Here is a 21,172-nt window from a genome sequence, read left to right on the forward strand (position 1 = left end):
AATGTATCTGAATCTGTCCAGAAAATCAAAAAAACTGATAGCTTTCACCTTTACCTAATATAATTCTCTCACTCTCAACCCATTTCCAGATTAATAAAAATTAATCTGGAAAAATCCGCTTCTTATAAAGATATAATACCTGCTACAATTGACCAGCAAAGAAAATATTCTCTGATGCAGCTTTATTCCGACTCAAAATTTACTTCAGTTCTGATCTTTGACTGCATCTGGTATTTGTTCATTGATCTCATTAATATTGCGTAAATTTGTAAAAAACCAACAATATGTCAACAGCAGAAACAACAAAAAACTCACAGTACTTTATTGACCTTGAAGACAAACATGGAGCGCATAACTATCACCCACTACCAGTAGTTCTGGACCGCGGAGAAGGTGTTTTCGTTTGGGATGTAGAGGGCAAAAGGTATTATGATTTTCTTTCAGCATATTCTGCTGTGAACCAGGGACACTCTCATCCTAAAATTGTAGAAGCTTTGGTAGAACAGGCTAAAAAACTGGCTTTAACTTCAAGAGCATTCTACAACTCTAAATTAGGGGAATACGAGCAGAAGATTACTACTCTTTTTGGGTTTGACAAAGTATTACCGATGAACTCTGGAGCTGAAGCCGTAGAAACTGCGGTGAAACTTGCCAGAAAATGGAGTTATGAAGTAAAAGGAATTTCAGAAAATGCCGCAAAGATCATCGTTTGTGAAAATAATTTCCACGGAAGAACTACCACTATTGTTTCTTTCTCCAATGATCCGGATGCCAACCAAAACTATGGACCTTTTACACCAGGCTTTATCAAGATCCCTTACAATGATATCAAAGCATTGGAAGAAGTATTAAGCAGAGAAGCAGAAAATATTGCGGCCTTCCTTGTTGAACCTATTCAAGGAGAAGCAGGAGTATATGTTCCGGATGAAAACTTCCTTAAAAATGCTTCTGAGTTGTGTAAAAAATATAATGTCCTTTTCATTGCTGACGAAGTACAAACAGGTATTGCAAGAACAGGAAAACTGATTGCTTGCCATCATGAAAATGTACAGCCGGATATTTTAATTCTTGGAAAAGCGCTTTCAGGAGGTATGTATCCAGTATCAGCAGTATTAGCTAATGATGAGATCATGAATGTAATTAAGCCGGGACAACATGGATCTACATTCGGAGGAAACCCAATTGCTTGTGCCGTAGCCGTAGCAGCATTAGATGTAGTAGCTGATGAAAAATTATCTGAAAGAGCAGAAGAACTTGGGCAGCTTTTCAGAGCTGAGATCAACAAGTTGATCGAAAAAACAGATCTGATTACCAAAGTAAGAGGAAAGGGTCTTTTAAATGCTATTTTAATCAATGACACTCCGGATAGCTCTACAGCATGGAATCTTTGTTTACAATTAAAAGAAAACGGTTTGCTTGCAAAACCAACACATGGTAACATCATCAGATTAGCACCTCCTTTGGTCATTACTGAAGAGCAGCTATTAGATTGTGTAAAAATTATTGAAAAAACTATTCTGGAGTATAAAGCTTAATTTTTCTTCAGAACAGAGTCATAAAACTTAAGATAATTATTGGACATTGCGGTATAACTATATTGCTCTGTCCAATTTTTTATTTCCTGACTCATTTCTTTTTCATTGCTGTGATAAAGATTCATTTTCTCCTGAAACAACTCAGCCATCAATTTCGGTTCAAAACTGTCAAAATAAAAAGCCTTATCTCCTCCTATTTCTGGAAGACTCGTATATGTTGAAAGAAATACAGGCTTACCAAAGGCCATCGCTTCAATAGGCGGAATCCCAAAACCTTCTGCAATAGAAGGATGGCACATAGCCTCCGAATGTTGAATAACAGCATATTTCTCTTCTTCTGAAAGATTTTTAAGAAAATGGACTCTTTGTTCCAAATGGAGCTCTTTAATTCTTGTTCTCACTTCTTGTCCGTACCACAGCTTCTCATCTGAAGCGATAAGTACTAGATCTTCTTTTATATAAGGAAGCATTTCAACCAAAGTCAACTGATTTTTTTTGTTGAAAAGCACCCCTATATTTAAAATATACTTTTTATCTTTTAAATAGCTGTATTTACCCAACTGATATTCTCTATCTGCTGGAAGGTCAATTCCGTTATGTATAACTACAACATCTTTTAGTTTAGTAAAATTAAAAAGCCTCTTATTACGAATAAAACTCTCTTTTGCATACTCAGAAATACAAACAATATAGTCTGCATTTTTCACATTGCTTCTCACTTTTCCCAGCATTTTCCTCTTTTTAGAACTGGAAAGGTTCTCATACAAGAAGTTCAAATCATGCAGAGTAACAATTTTTATTGTGCTTTTATAATTTCTATGAAAGTACGAAGATAACTGGTGACTTACATGAATAAGATCAAACTCCCCACTAAAACGTTCAAAAAAGCGATGGGTCTTATTCCAAAAAACACTATTAGGCTTAGGCTCGAATTCCTCAAGCTGTTCTTTTTTCCCGAAAAAAAATATTTCAAACTTAGAATTCTCCTCCTGTAAACCTTTTGCCAGATTTCTGAATACATTCGCAATCCCTGAATTAGGATATCGGAGGCGTTCAAGATCGATCAAAAGTTTCTTTTTCATATTTTTTTTGCAAATATATATTTATTATTTTTGTTTAAAATTTTGGATGAAAAAAAAAATAGCACTATTAATTCCTCATCACTTTAATTTATACAACAGTATTGTAAAAAATTTAGAACTTAATAATTATAACGTAGAATTATTAGTTTTAACTGATAAAGATTTCAAATATAAAAATATTGGAGAAAAGCTATCAAATTTCGTACAAAAAACCTTTTTAAAAAATAAAAATTTCAAATCTCAACTAAGAGTTAGACGACACTCTGAAGAACTTTTAGAAAAACTAAACCATATAAAGGATCCTTTTGACTATGCTCTTGTGATTCGTCCTGACTATTTTACCAAGGAATCACTGGCTATGTTGAAGCAAAAATCTAGAATTTTCGCAGCGTATCAGTGGGATGGTTTCCAAAGATATCCAGGAATTGTTGACTATATAAAACTTTTCGATCGTTTTTTCGTGTTTGATAAAGATGATTATTTTCAATATAAAGATCAATATTCTAATCTATTTCCTGCTACAAATTTTTACATAGACAGCTACGAAAAATCAGATAAAACTTCCAAAGATGAAGTATTTTTCCTGGGAAGCTATTTAGAAAACAGAATTGATGAAATAATTTCTATTGCTGATTATTTTGAGAAACAAAAAATAGAAACCAACATTCAGATCGTATATACCAGAAGTAATATTCCTGAAAAGCTGGCCAATTCTTCCGTAAAAATAAGAGCTCATATCCTCACATATTCTGAGATGATCTATGAGATTCAAAAATATAATTACCTGTTGGAATTTCATAACACCAGCATACATAACGGATTATCATTTAGGGTATTTGAAGCACTGTGCTTTAAAAAGAAACTCATTACCAATAATCCAGAAGTAAAAAATTACGACTTTTATCATCCAAATAATATTTTGGTTTGGGAAGGGCAGAACTATGATGATATCATTCCTTTTTTAGAGAAAGAATACGTGGAAGTAGCTCCAGATATTTATAAAAAATACGCTTTCAGCAATTGGATTCGTTATATATTTAATGACCATCCTTATCAACCTATAAATTTTAAAGAAAATTGAAAACATCTGTTGCTCTTTGCACTTATAATGGCGAAAAATATTTAAAAGAACAGCTAGACTCGATTATCAATCAAACCTATAAAATAGATGAGATTATAGTTTGTGATGATCAATCTACCGACACTACGCTTTCTATTTTGAAAGAGTATGATTCCTTATTTCCTGGCTTATTTCATATTTATGTAAATGAGCAAAATTTAAAAAGTGTAAAAAATTTCGAAAAGGCTATTTCTCTGTGTAATAATGATATTATTTTTCTAAGTGATCAGGATGATCTATGGAAGGAAAATAAGGTGGAAAGCATCGTTTCTTACTTCAGGAACAATCCTGATACCAATGTTATTTCAACCAACGGCTGCTGCCTCCTTAATAATGAAATAGACTGTAATAGGATTTCTGTTTGGGACATCCCCAATGTATTAAATGAGGAAAAAATAAAATATGATTATTTTGAAATTATAAGTTCAATTACCAATATTGCAACCGGAGCCACCATGGCCATAAGAAAAAATTTTATTCCGCAATTTTTTCCAATTCCGGTGTACAATGATTTCCACCATGATGAGTGGATTTCATTAGTTTCATCTTACCACTCTTCCTTTTCTTTTCATAATGAAAAGTTGACTTATTATAGAATTCATGAAGATCAGCAGGTAGGTTTAAACTTCTTTAAACTTTCAATTGCAAATCTAAAAGCTTTAACTGCTGTGTACCGAAGATCTAAGTTCGACGAATATAAAAGAGCCATTAAAGTAACGATTAATAATTATAACAAAAAGAAAGCAATTCTTCAGAGCAATACACTCAAAAAAGAATTTGTAGACATTTTAGAGAAAGGGCTTTCTGTAGACTTGGAGAAAATTGAACAGCTCAGCAGAAAAACAAAAAAAGAGTTTCCTTTCCAATATATCCTTTTAATGATAAGCAATATATTCACTAACAAACGTACAATAAACCAATGATAACAACATCCATAATTGTCCCTTGCTACAATCAGGAAAAATATTTGAGTGAAACGCTTGATTCTGTGTTGGCTCAAACATCTCAAAACTGGGAATGTATCATTGTAAATGATGGTTCCACAGATCATTCTGAAAAAATCATTGATGAGTATTGTGAAAAAGACTCCCGTTTTATTAAACTCAACCAACACAATCAGGGTCTTTCTGCAAGCAGAAATAATGGAATTAAACTTGCAAAAGGAACTCTTATTCTTCCGCTGGATGGTGATGATAGAATAGGAACACACTATCTCGAATTGGCTGAAAAAGAGTTTGCAAAGAGCCCACAACCCAAGCTGGTATATTGTCAAGCAGAGTTTTTTGGTGCTAAAAATGAATTTTGGGATCTTCCGGCATACAATTATGAAAAGCTTTTATTTTTAAATCATATCTTTTGTTCTGCTATTTTCAAAAAAGAAGATTACCTAAAAACTTCCGGATATGACACAGACATGAAACTTGGATATGAAGACTGGGAATTCTGGGTTCAGCTTTTAAGGAAAGATGATATTGTTATACAATTAGATTCTATCCAGTTCTTTTATAGACAAAGAGAAGATTCTATGGTAAAATCTTTACATGAGAGTAAAGTAAAACGACATCAGATGGAATGGCATATTTTCACCAAACATCGTGATATTTATGGTCAAATGTTGAATTCTGATATGTCGCTGGCAGAAATAGAGCATGTATTCAATCTTCGCCAAACCTTAAAAAAAATAAAAAAAACCTTTACGTATAAAACCATCTATAAAGTTGAACGTGCTATAAGATCTCTTTTTTAGAAAAATAGATTACATAACCCGTTGTGCATTATGATAAAAAAGAATAAAATTGTTCATTCAACTTATAATCAGCAAAATGTTTTCACCACAGAACGTTCACAATAAACAACTTGAGAGCAAATTACGAAAGAATTTTGGACGGTTTTATAAACAAGATTGAGAGAATAGTTTATAATGGTTGAAAAAGAAAATTAGTGAGTTTTACAGATATGATAAGGTGGTTACAGCTATCTGAAATATTTAATGGATTTGAAACGTATTTCATTGTTGACAGTATGCCTTCTGAAGCATATAAAATCTCAAATAAGTGAGTTAATACAAATATATACATTAACACAAACACCGATCAGCATTAACAAAATTAATATTATTTTATTCACCGAATATAGAAATTTAATTACCTTTGCCGGAAAATTATAAATTTCCATGACAAAACTATTAAAAATTTCAACTTTAACTTTACTAACATTAGCCATCACATCATGCTCAAGAGAAACCGATTCAATGACGGAGCAAACTCCTGTACAAACTGCCAAAAATATGAATGTACAGGAAAAGTTTTCATTGACAAAGACTGAGGTACTTGCTGAAAGCCACAGAATATCGAGCCTTAATGCTGGGCAATCCTTAGTTTTAAACTACGGAAATGTAAACTTACATCTGGATCTTCAATTTGATTCTAATCTGGTACTTTATGCAAGTCCTATCAATTTTTGGGGACCGGTACCTTATCCTGTAAAATGGGCCTCCAATACAAATTTGGGTAATGGCGTGGCTCAACCTTTTTTAAATGCACAAACCGATGGTAATTTGGTATTATACAAAGCACAGCCCTATGTTTCAGGAAATGCTATATGGTCTACAAATACATATTCCGGGACCGTTTCAAATCCTCGATTTAAACTTCAAATCATTAAAAAAACGCATGCAATAAATGGTACCAGCTATTATGCAACTTTTATTCTTGAAGGAAATGATTCTGAAAGACACGAAATTGCTGTAGAGGACATTACAAATATCTATTAAATAAAAACTTTTCAACATAAAAAAAACTATCTGTTTTCAGATAGTTTTTTTTATGCTTTTCTTACATAATCAAATGAAACAATTTATTTTTCAAGTTACTTTAAGTAAATTTGCACCAAAATTTAAATTGAAATGGAGAAAGTAAGAGTACGTTTTGCTCCAAGTCCTACCGGACCTTTACATTTGGGAGGCGTAAGAACTGCATTATATGATTACCTTTTTGCTAAAAATCAAGGGGGAGAGTTTGTATTGAGAATTGAAGATACAGATACCGCAAGATATGTAGAAGGAGCTGAAGAATACATTGAAGAAGCTTTAGAATGGTGTGGAATCATCCCTGATGAAAGTCCTAAGAAAGGAGGAAAATTTGCCCCTTACAGACAATCTGAAAGAAGAGATATTTATGACAGATATACTGAGCAGATCTTGAAAACAGATTATGCTTATATGGCATTTGATACTCCGGAAGAATTAGATGCTGTACGTGCAGAATTCGAAGCAAACGGAGAAGTTTTCTCTTATGATAATAAAACGAGAAACCGTTTAAAAAACAGTCTTGCGCTTTCTGAGGAAGAAGTTCAGAAATTATTGGATGAGAAAACACCATATGTGGTGAGATTCAAAATGCCTGTAGACAGAGTATTAAATCTTGAAGATATCATCCGTGGAAAATCATCTGTGAACACCAATACATTAGATGATAAAGTACTGGTAAAAAATGACGGAATGCCAACCTACCACTTCGCCAACATCATTGATGACCACGAAATGGAAATTTCTCATGTAATCCGCGGTGAAGAATGGTTACCATCTCTAGGACTGCATACTTTATTATATGAAGCAATGGGCTGGGAAGCACCTCAGTTCGCGCACCTTTCATTAATATTAAAGCCTGATGTTTCAACGTTAATTAACAAAGATAATATTGATGAGATCACAAAATCTTTTACAGATGAATTTGTGGCAAAAAATAGCCAGTTTTCTTTCGATGAATCTGCACCGATCATCAAATCATTCTTTGCGGAAGTAAAAAGCCCTAGATTCAAATCTATGCTGAGTGAAAACGATAAAGATAATCCATTAACTGCTGCTGTAAAGCAATTTTTAAAGAAAGGGCTTTCAGGAAAATTAAGCAAAAGAGATGGTGATAAATTTGGATTCCCGGTATTCCCGCTTGATTTCAAAGACCCTGTAACAGGAAATATTTCTAAAGGGTATAGAGAAAACGGATATCTTCCTGATGCCTTCATTAATATGGTAGCTTTATTAGGATGGTCACCTGCTGAAGATAAAGAAATTCTTCCTGTAGATGAAATGATTAAAGAGTTTGATCTTCATAAAGTTCACAAGGCAGGAGCAAGATTCAGCAAAGAAAAATCAGAGTGGTTCAACCATCAGTATATTCAGATGAAGTCAGATGAAGAACTTCTTGAAATGCTTAAAAACTCAGGGCTTGACTTATCCAATGCTTCTGACAAAAAGCTATTAACAGTAATTTCTCTGATGAAGGAAAGAGCTACTTTCCCGAAAGATATCTATGAAAACGGAAAATTCTTCTTTGAAGCCCCAACCTCATATGATGAAAAAGCATCTAAAAAAGCATGGAATGACGAAACATCTACTATTTTAGGAGAATTGGCTATCCTACTCCAATCTACAGACTTCGTTGCAGAAATAATCAAGCAAACTATGCATGATTTCGCGGAAAATAAAGGCTTGGGAATGGGTAAAGTAATGATGCCGCTTCGTTTAGCTTTGGTAGGAGAATTGAAAGGACCAGACGTTCCGGACATTCTGGAAATCATTGGAAAAGAGGAAAGTATCGCCAGAATAAGCAATGCTATAAATAATTTTAAATAAAATTACCATAATTTTTCATACATTTGAAAGATTTAATTTACTTCAAGAAATGGAATATTTAAGTTTCGAACTTCCTATCAAAGAATTGATGGACCAATACCAGACGTGTTCTTTAGTAGGAGAAGAAAGTGGTGTTGATGTAAAATTAGCATGCAGCCAGATTGAGGATAAGATTTTAGAAAAGAAAAAAGAAATCTATAGCAATCTTACACCTTGGCAAAGAGTACAACTGTCCCGTCACCCGGATCGTCCTTATACATTGGACTATATCCACGGGATGGCAGACAAAGGCAGTTTCTTAGAACTTCACGGAGACAGAAATTTCGCTGATGATCCGGCAATGATTGGAGGATTGATGACCCTGGATGGTCAGAGAGTAATGATCATAGGGACTCAAAAAGGAAGAACAACTAAGGAAAGACAGCATAGAAGATTCGGGATGCCAAATCCTGAAGGATACAGAAAAGCTTTAAGACTAATGAAGCTTGCTGAGAAATTCAACATTCCTGTAGTAACTTTAGTGGATACCCCGGGAGCTTATCCAGGATTAGAAGCTGAAGAAAGAGGGCAAGGTGAAGCGATTGCAAGAAATATTTTTGAAATGGTTCAGCTGAAAACGCCTATCTTCACTTATATTATTGGAGAAGGAGCAAGTGGTGGAGCATTAGGAATAGGTGTAGGAAATAAAGTATATATGCTGGAAAACACATGGTATACCGTAATTGCACCAGAAAGTTGCTCTTCTATTTTATGGAGAAACTGGGATCATAAGGAAGATGCTGCCAATGCATTGAACCTTACTCCTCAGGATGCTTTAAGAGAAAAGTTCATTGACGGAATTATTGAGGAACCCCTTGGAGGTGCTCACTACGACCAGGAAACTACTTATTTGAACTTGAAAAATTCTATTTTACAAAATATCAAAGCGTTCTCCAAATTTACAGGACAAGAGCTTGAAACCCAGAGACAGGATAAATTCATTGCGATGGGTCAGTTTAAAGGATAAAAAAATAAAAAAGGTTAAGAAAATTTCTTAACCTTTTTATTTTAGCTTTCTTCTTCATTAATCAGTGACATTGAGGGCAATCTCTACATCCTGAGTAATTTTCTTCAGCGAAGAATATTTTGCATCACATACCATTGTAGTCAATACATATTCTCCTTTATCAATTAAAATAAAGTTTTCCCCTCTGGCCGGAACACTTAAATTATAATACTTTTTACCATTTATTTTTATGATCAAATTACAGCTTGATCTGTTTTTAATATTGATATAGGCTTCATTTTTATTGATATCATTATTAAAAAGATGGGTAAGCATGGCAGCTGTTTTCTTATTCGCTTCACTAGGCTCCGATTTTACCGAAGAGCCTGCGCTTTTTGCAGTTCCTGCCGGCGCATAATTTGCTAACCTTTCTTCTTTTAACGCATTGATTGCATTATTTACTTTATCTGTATTCTTGGAAGTGGATGCTTTATTGGCAGCTATTACTTTACCACTATTCAGTTCATTATTTTTAACAATATTTTCAATTTTCTCTTTACTGATTGGCTTTATGGTAGGTTTTGCTTCAGGTGAATTATCAGCCATGATAATATCCATCAACCTTTTTTTAAAGAAATCTGTTCGTGCATGTCCAGGGTTTTGTTTAATAAAACCTGCAATCACTCTTGCTTCTTTTGAAATCTCTGCATCCTGCTCCGTATAAATAATCACTGTTTCTTTTTCCACAACAGCTTTAGATTTTGTTTTTTTCTTTTTTTGAGAAAAACCAAGGGCAAAAATGCTTATAAAAAGGAGAAGGAAGATTTTTTTCATTAATCAAATCTTTAAAATAGTATTAAATATATTAATAACGTGAAAAGTCATTTTTTAGTTTATGATTAAAATCATTATCTTTGCACTGCTCTAAAATTAAGCTAAAAATTAATACTAATCTTAAATAAAAAAATAATAGATATTATGTCTTATACACCAGTTGCTGCAGATGTAGCTAAATTAAGAAACCAAACAGGTGCAGGTATGATGGACTGCAAAAAAGCTCTAGTTGAAGCTGAAGGAGACTTCGAAAAAGCAGTAGATATCCTTAGAAAAAAAGGACAAAAAGTTGCTGCTAACAGAGCTGACAGAGAATCTACTGAAGGAGCTGTAATCGCAAGAGTAAATGAAGATAACACTTTAGGTGCTATTATCTCTTTAAACTGCGAGACTGACTTCGTTGGTAAAAACGAAGCTTTCATCGAGCTAGCTTATGAATTAGCTGAAATGGCAATCTTTGCTGCTACTAAAGAAGAATTATTAGCTACAGATTTCCACGGAATGACTGTTGCTGAGAAATTAATTGAGCAGACAGGTGTTATCGGTGAAAAAATCGAAATTGGTACATTCGAAAGAATCGAGGGACCATTCCTAGGGGCTTATATCCACGCTGGAAACAAAATTGCTGCGATCACTTCTCTTTCTGCAAAAGTAGACGGAGCTGATGAAGTTGCTAAATCTGTTTCTATGCAGGCTGCTGCTATGAACCCAATCGCTCTTGACGAAACTAGAGTTTCTCAAGAAACAATCGACAAAGAATTAGAGATCGAAAGACACAAACTTACTGAAGAAGGTAAGCCAGCGAACATCATCGATAATATCTTGAAAGGTAAAATGCAGAGATTCTACAAAGACAACACTTTGGTACACCAAGATTTCATTAAAGACTCTAGTATCTCAGTTGCTGATTATGTAAAATCTGTAAATGCAGATCTAAAAGTAACAGGATTTATAAGAGTAGGCTTATAATCTAATCCAACTTTTAAAAATATATAATCCCGGTGAAATTATTCACCGGGATTTTTTTATGAATTACCTTAATGAATATGAACGCAAAATGAAGCAAATTTTAAATATTCAACAATTCTAAGACAAATCAAAATTCCAAGTTTTTTTTGTATAAAATTGTGACTATTAATACTTAAATTTGCGGCCCTTATAGTAACGCATGAAAAAATTTCTACTCGCTTTTTGCACATTTTTTTGTTTATTAGCAAATGCCCAATTGGATACTGAACATTGGTTTGCTCCAATGTCCGCAAGCAGTCTTCAGGGTACTCCCAAAGGTTATTTGTACCTGTCTACTAATGAAACAGTCCCTTTTACTGTACAGATTTTTAACAATAATAATCTCATTGCCTCGGTACAACTCAGTAAAGGAAACCCTATAGAACAGTCTATTTCTAATAATATGATGATTGCTTCTACAGCAGCTAACCTGTTTAAGTCTGTTTCAATGGGACTCCATGTTAAAGGCAGTAAAAAGTTTTTTGCAAGCTACAGATTTGTAGTCAAAGATCAGGCAGAATTTATTACTTCAAAAGGACTAGCCGGTCTTGGAAAAACCTTCTTTGTAGGAATGGCTCCCAATACATCAGCCAAGCCTTATGTAAATTCTACTATTGGGATTACCGCTACAGAAGATAACACGACTGTAACGCTATCAGGATATAATCAGAATGTAGTCTTCTCCGACTTAATATCTGCCCCATCCAGAACCTTTACCATTGATAAAGGAAAATCATATATCATTGAAGCACAAAGTGATCTTAATTCCAACAACTTAAAAGGATTAGTAGGCGCGAAAATTGTTGCTAACAAACCTATATCTGTCACTAACGGAAACTTTAACAGCATCTATACAACCCAAAACAGTACAAATGTTGATGTATTGATGGATCAGTCTGTTCCTGTTGAAAGATTAGGAAAAGACTTTATAATGGTAAAAGGAAACGGTCCGGCAAATTCTGGAATGGAAGCTGCTGTAGTAGTTGCCACAGTAAACAATACAAAACTTACGGTAAATGGTGCTCCACTAGGACCTACCCTAAATGCAGGTGACCATTATGTTGTACAGGGAACGCATTACGCTTCTCAGGCTAACGGAAACTTTAACATGAGCATTTCCGCAACCAATAATGTATATGTCTATCAACTACTAGCCGGAACTTCCACCGGGAATATTTATGCTACAGGAGGTATGAACTTTATCCCGCCTTTGAGCTGCTTTCTCCCTACCGAAATCAACGAAATTGGATTCATTAATAAAATAGGAAGTGATTCTTTTACTGCAAGACTTAATATTATTACCCAAACCGGAGCCACAGTAACAGTTAACGGAAATCCAATCACAACCAACGGACCTGCTCCAGTAAACGGAAACCCAAACTGGGTTACTTACTCAATTCCTACTATAACAGGAAACGTTACAGTACAATCAACCAAACCAGTCACCGCAGGTATTGCCGCAGGAAACGGAGCTGTAGGATACGGCGGATATTTTGCAGGATTCTCATCGATTCCTGTGATTACTAAAACTGGTGATTGTTATAATGGAGTCATTTTACAAGTAGAGTCTGGCTATGACGACTATAAATGGTACCGTGACGGTGTTGAAATCCCAGGTGCTATCACCTCTACTATCAGCCCAGACTTATATGGTTCTGGGATCTATACCTGTAAAATCACCAAAAATAGTTGTGAAACCAGGCTTACTGCAGAATATGATTATACAACTTGTCCACCTATTACAACCACAACTTATGATATTGGCTCGTGTAATACACAAGTAATTATTCCTGCATTTACCCATTCAACCCAACCTGTAGTTCCTGCCAACACCAATATTATTGTACAACCAACTAATGGGACAGTCGCGATTAATCCTACAACAGGGCAAATTACCTATACTCCTAATGCAGGGATGGCTGCAGATTTCACAGATACCTTTACGTATTACATTCAGGGTAATGGAACCCCTGCTGCGTTTGAGTATTTTAAAATTGTAGTCAATACCCATATCTTAAAAGTGACCAATGATGTGCTATTTTCCTGTGCTGCAGCTAATGGAAACGGGACCTACAATCTGAAAGCAGCCAGTGTCACTCAAACTCCGGGAGTTACAATAACTTATTTTACCAATGCTAATTTAACAGGGCCAATTACCAATCCTCTAAATTATACTGGTCCTGCAGGGAACGTATATGCCAATATAACTTCTTATGGGTGTTCTAAAATAGCGACCATTACTTTAAATACTTTTCCTATACCTGTTATCAATACTACCAGCTTCAATGCTAATAGCTGTGGAAGTGATGTTGATGGAAGCGTACATATCAACTTTGACAATGTTACTCCACTGATTGTGGCTAATTCACCGATTTTTACAGTAAAATATTATCTTAGCCAGGCCGATGCTATGGCAGGAAATAGTAATACACTTCCTACCAACTGGAGCTACACATCCAACACAACAGTGTATGTAAGAGCAACAGGGAACACTGGAAGTTGCCCTCCAGTCTTCGGACAGATTAATTTTACTATAGGAAACAAAATTCCATTGATTACGAATAATGCAACCGCTGATGTCTGTGATAATGATATTAACGGTTCTGAGCAAGTAAATCTGAATGATTATAAAGGTTTATTTACCGTTGATCCGCTTGTTATCTTATCCTTTTATGCCTCTGCAGCTGATGCGCAAACAGGAACTAATCCAATCTCAGCATCACAGATCCTTACTTCTTCAGGAGCTACTTTTTACATAAGATTCCAAAGCAATACAGCATGTGCCAATACAGGTAGTTTAACACTTAATTTAAAAGTACCTAAAAAATCGACAACACTTCAAGATCAGATCATCTGTTCCAATGACAAAATCCTTTTGGATGCTGGACCTGGATTCTCATCCTATCTATGGAGCAATGGAGCTACTGCCCAAAGCATTAGTGCTTCTGCAGGAAATTATTATGTAGACCTTGGATCTAATGGATGTGTGTACCGTCAATATGTAAAAGTTAATACGGCTCAGTCTCCTGTCATTTCAAAAATAGAGGTTTCTGGTACTACAGCAACGGTTTATGTAACAGGCGGAACTCCTCCTTACAGATATTCATTAAATGGTTTTGATTATCAGTCTTCCAATGTGTTTACAGGATTATATAAAGGGACTCATACGGTATATGTATTAGGTGCTGACGGATGTCGTCATGTAACTAAAAACTTCCTGATTGTTAATATTATCAATACGATTACTCCGAATGGAGATGGCATTAATGACACCCTAAACTATTCAGAATTAGGAATCAAACAAAATGTATCCATAGAAGTTTCAGATCGATATGGAAACTCAGTGTATAAGTCTTCCAATAAGAATTATATCTGGGATGGAAAATCGAATGGAAGAAATCTTCCAACGGGAACTTATTGGTATGTTATAAAATGGATTGAACCGGACACTCAATTACCAGTTTCGTATTCAGGATGGCTTTTAATTAAAAATCGGGAATAATTTTCAACTTTTATTTACATTTTATTAAAAGTATTTGATTTTTTATTTTAATTTTGTAGAAATCCTAATTCCATACACATGAAAAGATTTCTACTCAGTTTGGTACTAATTTTTTTTACAATTAATACCCTCTTCGCGCAAAGGGATACTGAACACTGGATTGCACCTTATTATACCAACCCCGTTGGAGGTTACCAAAATAAGGTGTATTTATCTACTGATTCTACCACTCCTTTTCCCGTGCAAATATTCAGTGCCAATACCCTTATAGGTACTGTTACTATTGCTAAAGGAGATCCCCAAACATATAATATTGAAGATCCAAGCCTTATCTCTGCCAGCGGAATAACCGATGCTTTTGTTATAGGCACAAAAGGACTTTATTTGAAAGCAGAAAAGCCTTTCTATTGCAGTTTACGAATTGCACAAAGTGCCCATGGCGAAATTATTACCAGTAAAGGGAAAGCAGGTATTGGTAATAAGTTTTTCGTAGCAGCCGGTCCCAACACAAGGGAAAGTGGTGCCAGTACAGATAATTTTACAGCAGGAATTCTTGCCACTGAAGATAATACGAGTGTTGTAGTAACCTGGAATACTCCCGGACTAAAATTCATCAATGGAAATCCTCCTGGCCAAAGTCATTCGTTTGTATTAAATAAAGGGCAATCCTTTATTTTTGCTGGAAAAACGGATGATGCAGCGGTTAATAACAAAGGCTTTATTGGAGCTAAAATCGTTACCAGTAAACCTGTAACTCTTACCAATGGTAACTGTAATGGTAACTTCACTACCAGTCCGAGTGGTTCTGACCCTATCCTTGACCAATCTGTACCTGTAGACAGATTAGGGAATACGTTTGCTATGGTGAGAAGTAAATCTGACGATCCTACCTTAAATATGGAGGGTGGGATTGTTATTGCCACAGAAGACAACACTGAAATTTTTATTAACGGATCTACCACTCCTATTGCAACCCGAAATGCGGGACAATGGTATAGAATCAACGAAACCAGCTATATAGCTCAAGGTGGAGGTCATTCTAATATGTTTGTTTCTACATCCAAGAATGTATACCTTTATCAGTTTGTAGGAACTGATAGTGACGCGACCAACGGATTCAATTATATTCCGCCATTGAACTGTTTCTTACCCAGAAAAATTGACGAAATTGGTAAGATCAATGAAATGCCGGGCATTACAACCTCTACTATTAAATTAAAACTGAATATCGTAACTGAAGTTGGAGCCAGTGTATTGGTAAATGGAGTTCCTCCTACTGCAGCCCAAGGACCATACCCTTTAACAGGAAATTCACTATGGGTAACCTATTCATTAGAAAACTTCCCTCCAAACCTTACTATTACCTCTACTAAAGCAGTAACTGCCGGAATTAACGGTGGGTATAGTTCGGCTGGGTATGGCGGATATTTTGCAGGCTTCTCATCAGTTCCTGTAATTGCTAAAAAATCAGGAGATTGTGTTCCCGGACTTGTTCTGCAAGTAGATGATACGTATGATACTTACCAATGGTTTCTTAATGATGCTGCCATTCCTGGTGCTACTACTTACACGCATTCACCAACACAACCTGGTTATTATACAGTAAGAGTAACTATGGGAGCGTGTCAATCACTTACAACACCTATTTACAAAGTAACTAACTGTTTAAAGAAGACGATTAAAAATGAGCCTGCTTGTTCTACTAAGATCATTACCCCAACATTCTCTTCTTCAACCCAGACGCCAGTGATAAGTACTATAAAGATTCTTAGCCCTCCATCTAATGGAACTGCGGTACTTAATCCGGATGGTACAATTACCTATACACCGAAACCTAATTTCGAAGGAAACGACATCATCGTTTATACATTCTGTGGTGACTCTCCAGACTTTATGGATTGTGAAGAAGTTACCCTGAACCTTACAGTTGTCCCTTTCATTGTGAAGGATGCCACTATTAAAGCTTGTTGGTATGATGTAGCTCCTTATGCTTATTTTGACCTGACAAAAGCTAACGTTACAGATTACGGAAATGCAATAAAAAAATATTACCGTACATTAAAAGATCTTACTGCAGGAATTAACGAAATTACTGCAACAACTAACTATCCTGCAACAGGGGGAATAGTATATGTAAAAATTACCACTGAACAAGGATGTGAGGCTACTGCAAAAATTGAGCTTATCCCACTTCCTATTAAAAAATCCCCGATTCTTGTTGATAAATACATTTGTATTGATGCTAAAACAGATCTGGATGCAGGAACTGGATATGATTCTTATCAATGGAGTACAGGAGCAACTACTTCAGGAATCAGAGGTGTAGGTGTAGGTGAATACAGCGTAATTCTTGAGAAGAACGGATGTTTCATTACGCAGGTTGTAAGAGTAAGAAAAGCTGTTGATCCGGTTATTCAACAAATTGAAATTAACAACACTACAGCTACTGTAGTTGTAGTAGGCGGTAAAGCCCCTTACAAATATTCAGTGGATGGAACTACAAACTGGCAGGATTCTAACACTTTCACAGGATTAACCAGAGGACAGCATAAATTTTATGTAAAAGATGCTTACAACTGTACCCCTGTTTCAGCAGAAGTTACAGTTCCTAATTTATTGAATGCTATTACTCCTAATGGAGATAACATCAATGATTACATCGATTACAGTGATCTTGCTTACAAGGATAATCTTAGCTTTGTTATCTATGACCGATATGGAAATATGATATTTACCGGAAATAAATTCAACAATTACAAGTGGGACGGAAGACACTTCGACAAAAAACTTGTAACTGGTACATACTGGTATCACGTTTCCTGGAATGAGTCTAACAAAGAAAAGACGGAAATAAAATATACTGGCTGGATTATGGTAAAAAACAGAGAATAATCATCCAGATTTAAAATTTTTCAAAACCACGATTGCAAAATCGTGGTTTTTTTATTGCATTTTCAATACTTCAATGCTTTTTATTATTAAATTTGTGATAAATACCATCACTGAATGAAGAAAATTCTATCTTTTTTATTTATATTTCACATATTCACCTCTCTTTTTGCACAATTAGACAGAGAACATTGGTTTGCTCCCATGATAGACCGATCTGGAGCTCCCAATCCTTATCAGAAACTCTATTTGTCAACCAGCCGAACCACTCCATTTCCAGTGAATATCTATAACAATAATGTATTGATTGGAACGGTAAGTATCAGTAAAAATAATCCACAAAAATTTGATGTTCTAAGGAATTATATTATTACCACTCAACAGGCAGATTTATTTACTCCTACTACAAAAGGATTATATCTGAAAGCAGAATTTCCATTTTATGCAAACTTAAGATTTTCAGTATTTAATCATGCGGAAATAATTACTTCGAAGGGGATTCCGTCAACGGGGAAAAGCTTCTTTGCAGCATCAGCTCCTATCAGTGTAAATAATGATATTCTCAATTTTATGACCAGTATTCTGGCAACAGAAGATAATACTACCGTTAGCATTACCGGCTACAGCCCGCTTGTACAGTTCTCCAACGGAACTACCGGAGCTACCAATCCCACCATAAACATTGCATTAAGTAAAGGACAATCCTATATTATTGACGGTATTGGAAATAATAGTGGAAACTTCGATGGGTTTATTGGAGCTAAAATCACCTCAAACAAACCGATTAATGTTACCAATGGAAATTTCAACGGCCAATATGCAGGAAATTTCCCTACCAGTTCTGATATTTTAATGGATCAGGCTGTACCTGTTGACAGGCTTGGAAGTGAATTTGCTCTCGTTAAAGGTAACGGAAGTATTGGAGCCAATATGGAAGGAGCTGTGATTATTGCTACCCAGGACAATACCCAGATCTATGTAAACAATGAATTAACCCCTATCGCTACACTAAACACCGGTAAATACTTTGTAATTCCTGATACTAAATACAGCCTTCAAGGCGGCGGTCACTATAATTTATACATCAAAACCTCTAAGAATGCGTATGTTTACCAGATCTTAGCAGGAGATTCAAATACAGGAAATGAAGTGGCTACTGGAGGTTTCAATTTTATTCCTTCATTAAATTGCTATCTTCCCAAGCAGATCAATGAACTTGGCCTTATCAATGAAAACTTTGTACATTCCAATATAAATCCATCAGGCGTTCTCAATATTCCCACAAAACTGAATCTTGTTACAGAAAAGGGAGCTATAGTCACCGTAAATGGAGGCACTCCACCTGCCTCTACAGGACCTTACAATATGACAGGTACCAACAATTGGGTTACTTATGGAATTCCCAATGTTACAGGAACAATAACAATCGTGTCCAGTAAAGCTATTACTGCGGGAATCACTGCTGGAAGTGATGCAGTAGGATACGGAGGTTTCTTTGCAGGGTTTCCTACCCAACCTGTTATTTTAAAAACAGGAGGTTCATGTATTCCTGGAATTGAGCTTACTATAGATCCCATCATTTATGATACCTATCAATGGTACAGAAACGGGATCGCAATTTCCGGAGCGAATAGCTCTTCAATAGCTCCTACCCAATCCGGATATTATACTTGCTCTGTGACCATGGGAAGTTGCGCTCCTTTGGTTACTGAACAATATAAAGTAACAAACTGTATGAAGCTGACAACAACATCTTATGATGTATGTTCTTCACAAACAATTACTCCAGCCTTCAGTAATTCAACACAAACTCCTGTACCATCTACTGTAACCATTACTTCTCCACCTGCGTTAGGTACTGCAGTCATAAATCCTGTTACCGGAATCATTACCTATACAGTAAATACTCCCGGCACAGCTGGGAATGATACATTTACCTATACTTTCTGTGGAAATGATCCTGATTTCCCTGACTGTGAAACAGTAACCGTAAATATCAATATTAAAGCGATAATAGCTACCAATGCTGTATTATTTGCCTGTGATGTAAATGGAAAAGGAACATTTAACCTTACAACCGCCAGTGTAACAACAAACAATCCTGTTACTAAAACCTATTATCCAACCCTGGCAGATGCACAAACAGAAAATCCGGCAGCCCAAATCACTACTCCCAATGCCTATTCCGCAGCAAATGGTACAATCATCTATGTGGTAATCAAAAATGCACTTGGGTGTAAAAGTATTGCCCAAATAACATTAAGTTTTTATAATAAAGCCATTGTACCAGATAATTATAATGGGACATTCTGCGATGATAATTTTGACGGAACTGTAAATATAACCCTCACTAACATCACCCCTATTGTTCTTAATAATCCGAATTATTTTACCGTAAGATACTATGCCAATTTAGCTGATGCCAATGCAGGAAATGCTAATACTTTGGCTAATAACTGGAGTTATAGTACAACCACAACAATCTATATTAGAGTAGATTCTCCTGACGGATGTTCTCCTGCCGTTAAGCCTTTACAATTCAGTATTGGAGACAGAATAAAACTGGCTAGTAAGGCAGTAATAGAAAGTGTATGTGATGATGACCTGGATGGAATAAAAACAGTAAATCTTTCCCAATTCATTCCGATGTTTACTGTAGATCCAAATGTAACTTTTACCTTTCATGGAAGTCTAGCTGATGCCCAAAACAATTCAAATCCATTGGCTTCAGCCGTAAATATTACCACTCCACAGACATTTTATATCCGTTTTGAAAAAAATGGGGTTTGTCCGGAAGTGGCCTCTATTCAAATCACCATTAAAATTCCTAAAACATCACCCATTCTTACAGATCAGGTGATTTGCCCTAAAACAAACACAACCTTGAATGCAGGCCCGGGATTTGATAAATACTTGTGGAGTACCGGTGCCACTACACCTTCCATTACTAATGTGCCTGCGGGAAGCTATTGGGTGGAACTTACCGCTAATGGATGTACTTATAAACAGTCTGTGAATGTAACAGAATATACACTCCCAATCATCACTTCTATTGAAATTGATGGAACAACAGTGAAAATTGGTGTAAGTGGTGGTAACCCACCTTATGAATACTCTTTGGATGGTGTTGTATGGCAAGCTTCGAATATTTTCTATGATGTACCAAGAGGTCCCCATTATGTAGTGGTAAGAGACTCTAAAATGTGTGGAGAAGTGAAAAAAGAATTTGCTATTATTAATCTTATCAATACTATTACCCCAAATGGAGACGGACGCAATGAGCAAATAGACTATTCCGCTTTAATGTCTAATGAGAATCTTGTATTCAGAATCTTCGACAGATATGGAGCTGAAATCTTCCGAGGAACTCGTGAAAACCGATTCACCTGGGATGGAAGAGTGGGTGGCAGATATACCCCTACAGCTACTTATTGGTACTTTATCAGCTGGACAGAATATGGTTCAACAGTTTCAATAAAATACTCAAGCTGGTTACTGGTAAGACATAGATAAAAAATATAAATATTGAAAGAGAGTAATATTCCTTCAACTTTTTATGATATATCTCAGCTTAAGATTAAATT

At 35.5% G+C, this 21,172-nt stretch carries 13 protein-coding genes; 11 read left to right on the forward strand and 2 right to left on the reverse strand.

Annotated features, from left to right (window positions below):
• Nucleotides 1-284: 284 nt before the first annotated feature.
• Nucleotides 285-1,535 (forward strand): ornithine--oxo-acid transaminase, encoded by a 1,251-nt coding sequence (gene rocD / locus EL260_RS23875; RefSeq protein WP_123857966.1) that lies wholly within the window; start codon nucleotides 285-287, stop codon nucleotides 1,533-1,535.
• Here rocD and EL260_RS23880 read toward each other — a convergent pair.
• Nucleotides 1,532-2,617 carry a glycosyltransferase family 4 protein gene (locus EL260_RS23880; protein ID WP_123857967.1) on the reverse strand — a complete coding sequence of 362 codons (1,086 nt, stop codon included), beginning with the start codon at nucleotides 2,615-2,617 and terminating at the stop codon, nucleotides 1,532-1,534. The genes rocD and EL260_RS23880 overlap by 4 nt on opposite strands.
• Nucleotides 2,618-2,663: 46 nt before the next feature.
• Between EL260_RS23880 and EL260_RS23885 the strand changes: the two genes are divergently transcribed.
• The 6 genes from EL260_RS23885 (at nucleotide 2,664) to EL260_RS23910 (ending at nucleotide 9,376) form a co-directional block, all read left to right on the forward strand.
• Nucleotides 2,664-3,698 carry a hypothetical protein gene (locus tag EL260_RS23885; RefSeq protein WP_123857968.1) on the forward strand — a complete coding sequence of 345 codons (1,035 nt, stop codon included), beginning with the start codon at nucleotides 2,664-2,666 and terminating at the stop codon, nucleotides 3,696-3,698.
• A complete protein-coding gene (locus EL260_RS23890) occupies nucleotides 3,695-4,660 on the forward strand; it encodes a glycosyltransferase (protein ID WP_123857969.1) in 966 nt (321 codons plus the stop codon). Before EL260_RS23885 ends, EL260_RS23890 begins: the two co-directional genes overlap by 4 nt.
• A complete protein-coding gene (locus EL260_RS23895; protein ID WP_123857970.1) occupies nucleotides 4,657-5,484 on the forward strand; it encodes a glycosyltransferase family 2 protein in 828 nt (275 codons plus the stop codon). The genes EL260_RS23890 and EL260_RS23895 overlap by 4 nt, the downstream gene beginning before the upstream one ends.
• A 426-nt stretch (nucleotides 5,485-5,910) precedes the next feature.
• A complete protein-coding gene (locus EL260_RS23900) occupies nucleotides 5,911-6,510 on the forward strand; it encodes a hypothetical protein (protein ID WP_123857971.1) in 600 nt (199 codons plus the stop codon).
• Between the two features lie 132 nt (nucleotides 6,511-6,642).
• The gene (gltX, locus tag EL260_RS23905) at nucleotides 6,643-8,370 is read left to right on the forward strand and encodes a glutamate--tRNA ligase (protein ID WP_123857972.1); all 1,728 of its coding nucleotides are present in this window, start codon (nucleotides 6,643-6,645) and stop codon (nucleotides 8,368-8,370) included.
• A 49-nt stretch (nucleotides 8,371-8,419) separates the two neighbouring features.
• Complete coding sequence (locus EL260_RS23910) at nucleotides 8,420-9,376, forward strand: acetyl-CoA carboxylase carboxyltransferase subunit alpha (RefSeq protein WP_123857973.1); 957 nt, start codon at nucleotides 8,420-8,422, stop codon at nucleotides 9,374-9,376.
• A 57-nt stretch (nucleotides 9,377-9,433) separates the two neighbouring features.
• Here EL260_RS23910 and EL260_RS23915 read toward each other — a convergent pair whose 3' ends face one another.
• On the reverse strand, nucleotides 9,434-10,189 hold the full coding sequence (locus EL260_RS23915) for a DUF6759 domain-containing protein (protein ID WP_123857974.1): 756 nt from the start codon (nucleotides 10,187-10,189) through the stop codon (nucleotides 9,434-9,436).
• Nucleotides 10,190-10,333: 144 nt separating this feature from the next.
• On the opposite strand from EL260_RS23915, the gene tsf reads away from it, so the two are divergent.
• The 4 genes from tsf to EL260_RS23935 all read left to right on the forward strand — a co-directional run bounded on the left by tsf (nucleotide 10,334) and on the right by EL260_RS23935 (nucleotide 21,101).
• Nucleotides 10,334-11,158: a translation elongation factor Ts gene (tsf, locus tag EL260_RS23920; protein ID WP_123857975.1), complete on the forward strand. Its 825-nt coding sequence runs from the start codon at nucleotides 10,334-10,336 to the stop codon at nucleotides 11,156-11,158.
• Between the two features lie 199 nt (nucleotides 11,159-11,357).
• Nucleotides 11,358-14,699: a T9SS type B sorting domain-containing protein gene (locus EL260_RS23925; RefSeq protein WP_123857976.1), complete on the forward strand. Its 3,342-nt coding sequence runs from the start codon at nucleotides 11,358-11,360 to the stop codon at nucleotides 14,697-14,699.
• 78 nt (nucleotides 14,700-14,777) lie between these two features.
• Nucleotides 14,778-17,591 carry a T9SS type B sorting domain-containing protein gene (locus EL260_RS23930; protein WP_123857977.1) on the forward strand — a complete coding sequence of 938 codons (2,814 nt, stop codon included), beginning with the start codon at nucleotides 14,778-14,780 and terminating at the stop codon, nucleotides 17,589-17,591.
• 114 nt (nucleotides 17,592-17,705) lie between these two features.
• Complete coding sequence (locus EL260_RS23935; protein ID WP_164466572.1) at nucleotides 17,706-21,101, forward strand: T9SS type B sorting domain-containing protein; 3,396 nt, start codon at nucleotides 17,706-17,708, stop codon at nucleotides 21,099-21,101.
• Nucleotides 21,102-21,172: the final 71 nt, after the last annotated feature.

Source organism: Chryseobacterium nakagawai, assembly GCF_900637665.1.
GTDB classification, from domain to species: Bacteria; Bacteroidota; Bacteroidia; order Flavobacteriales; family Weeksellaceae; genus Chryseobacterium; species Chryseobacterium nakagawai.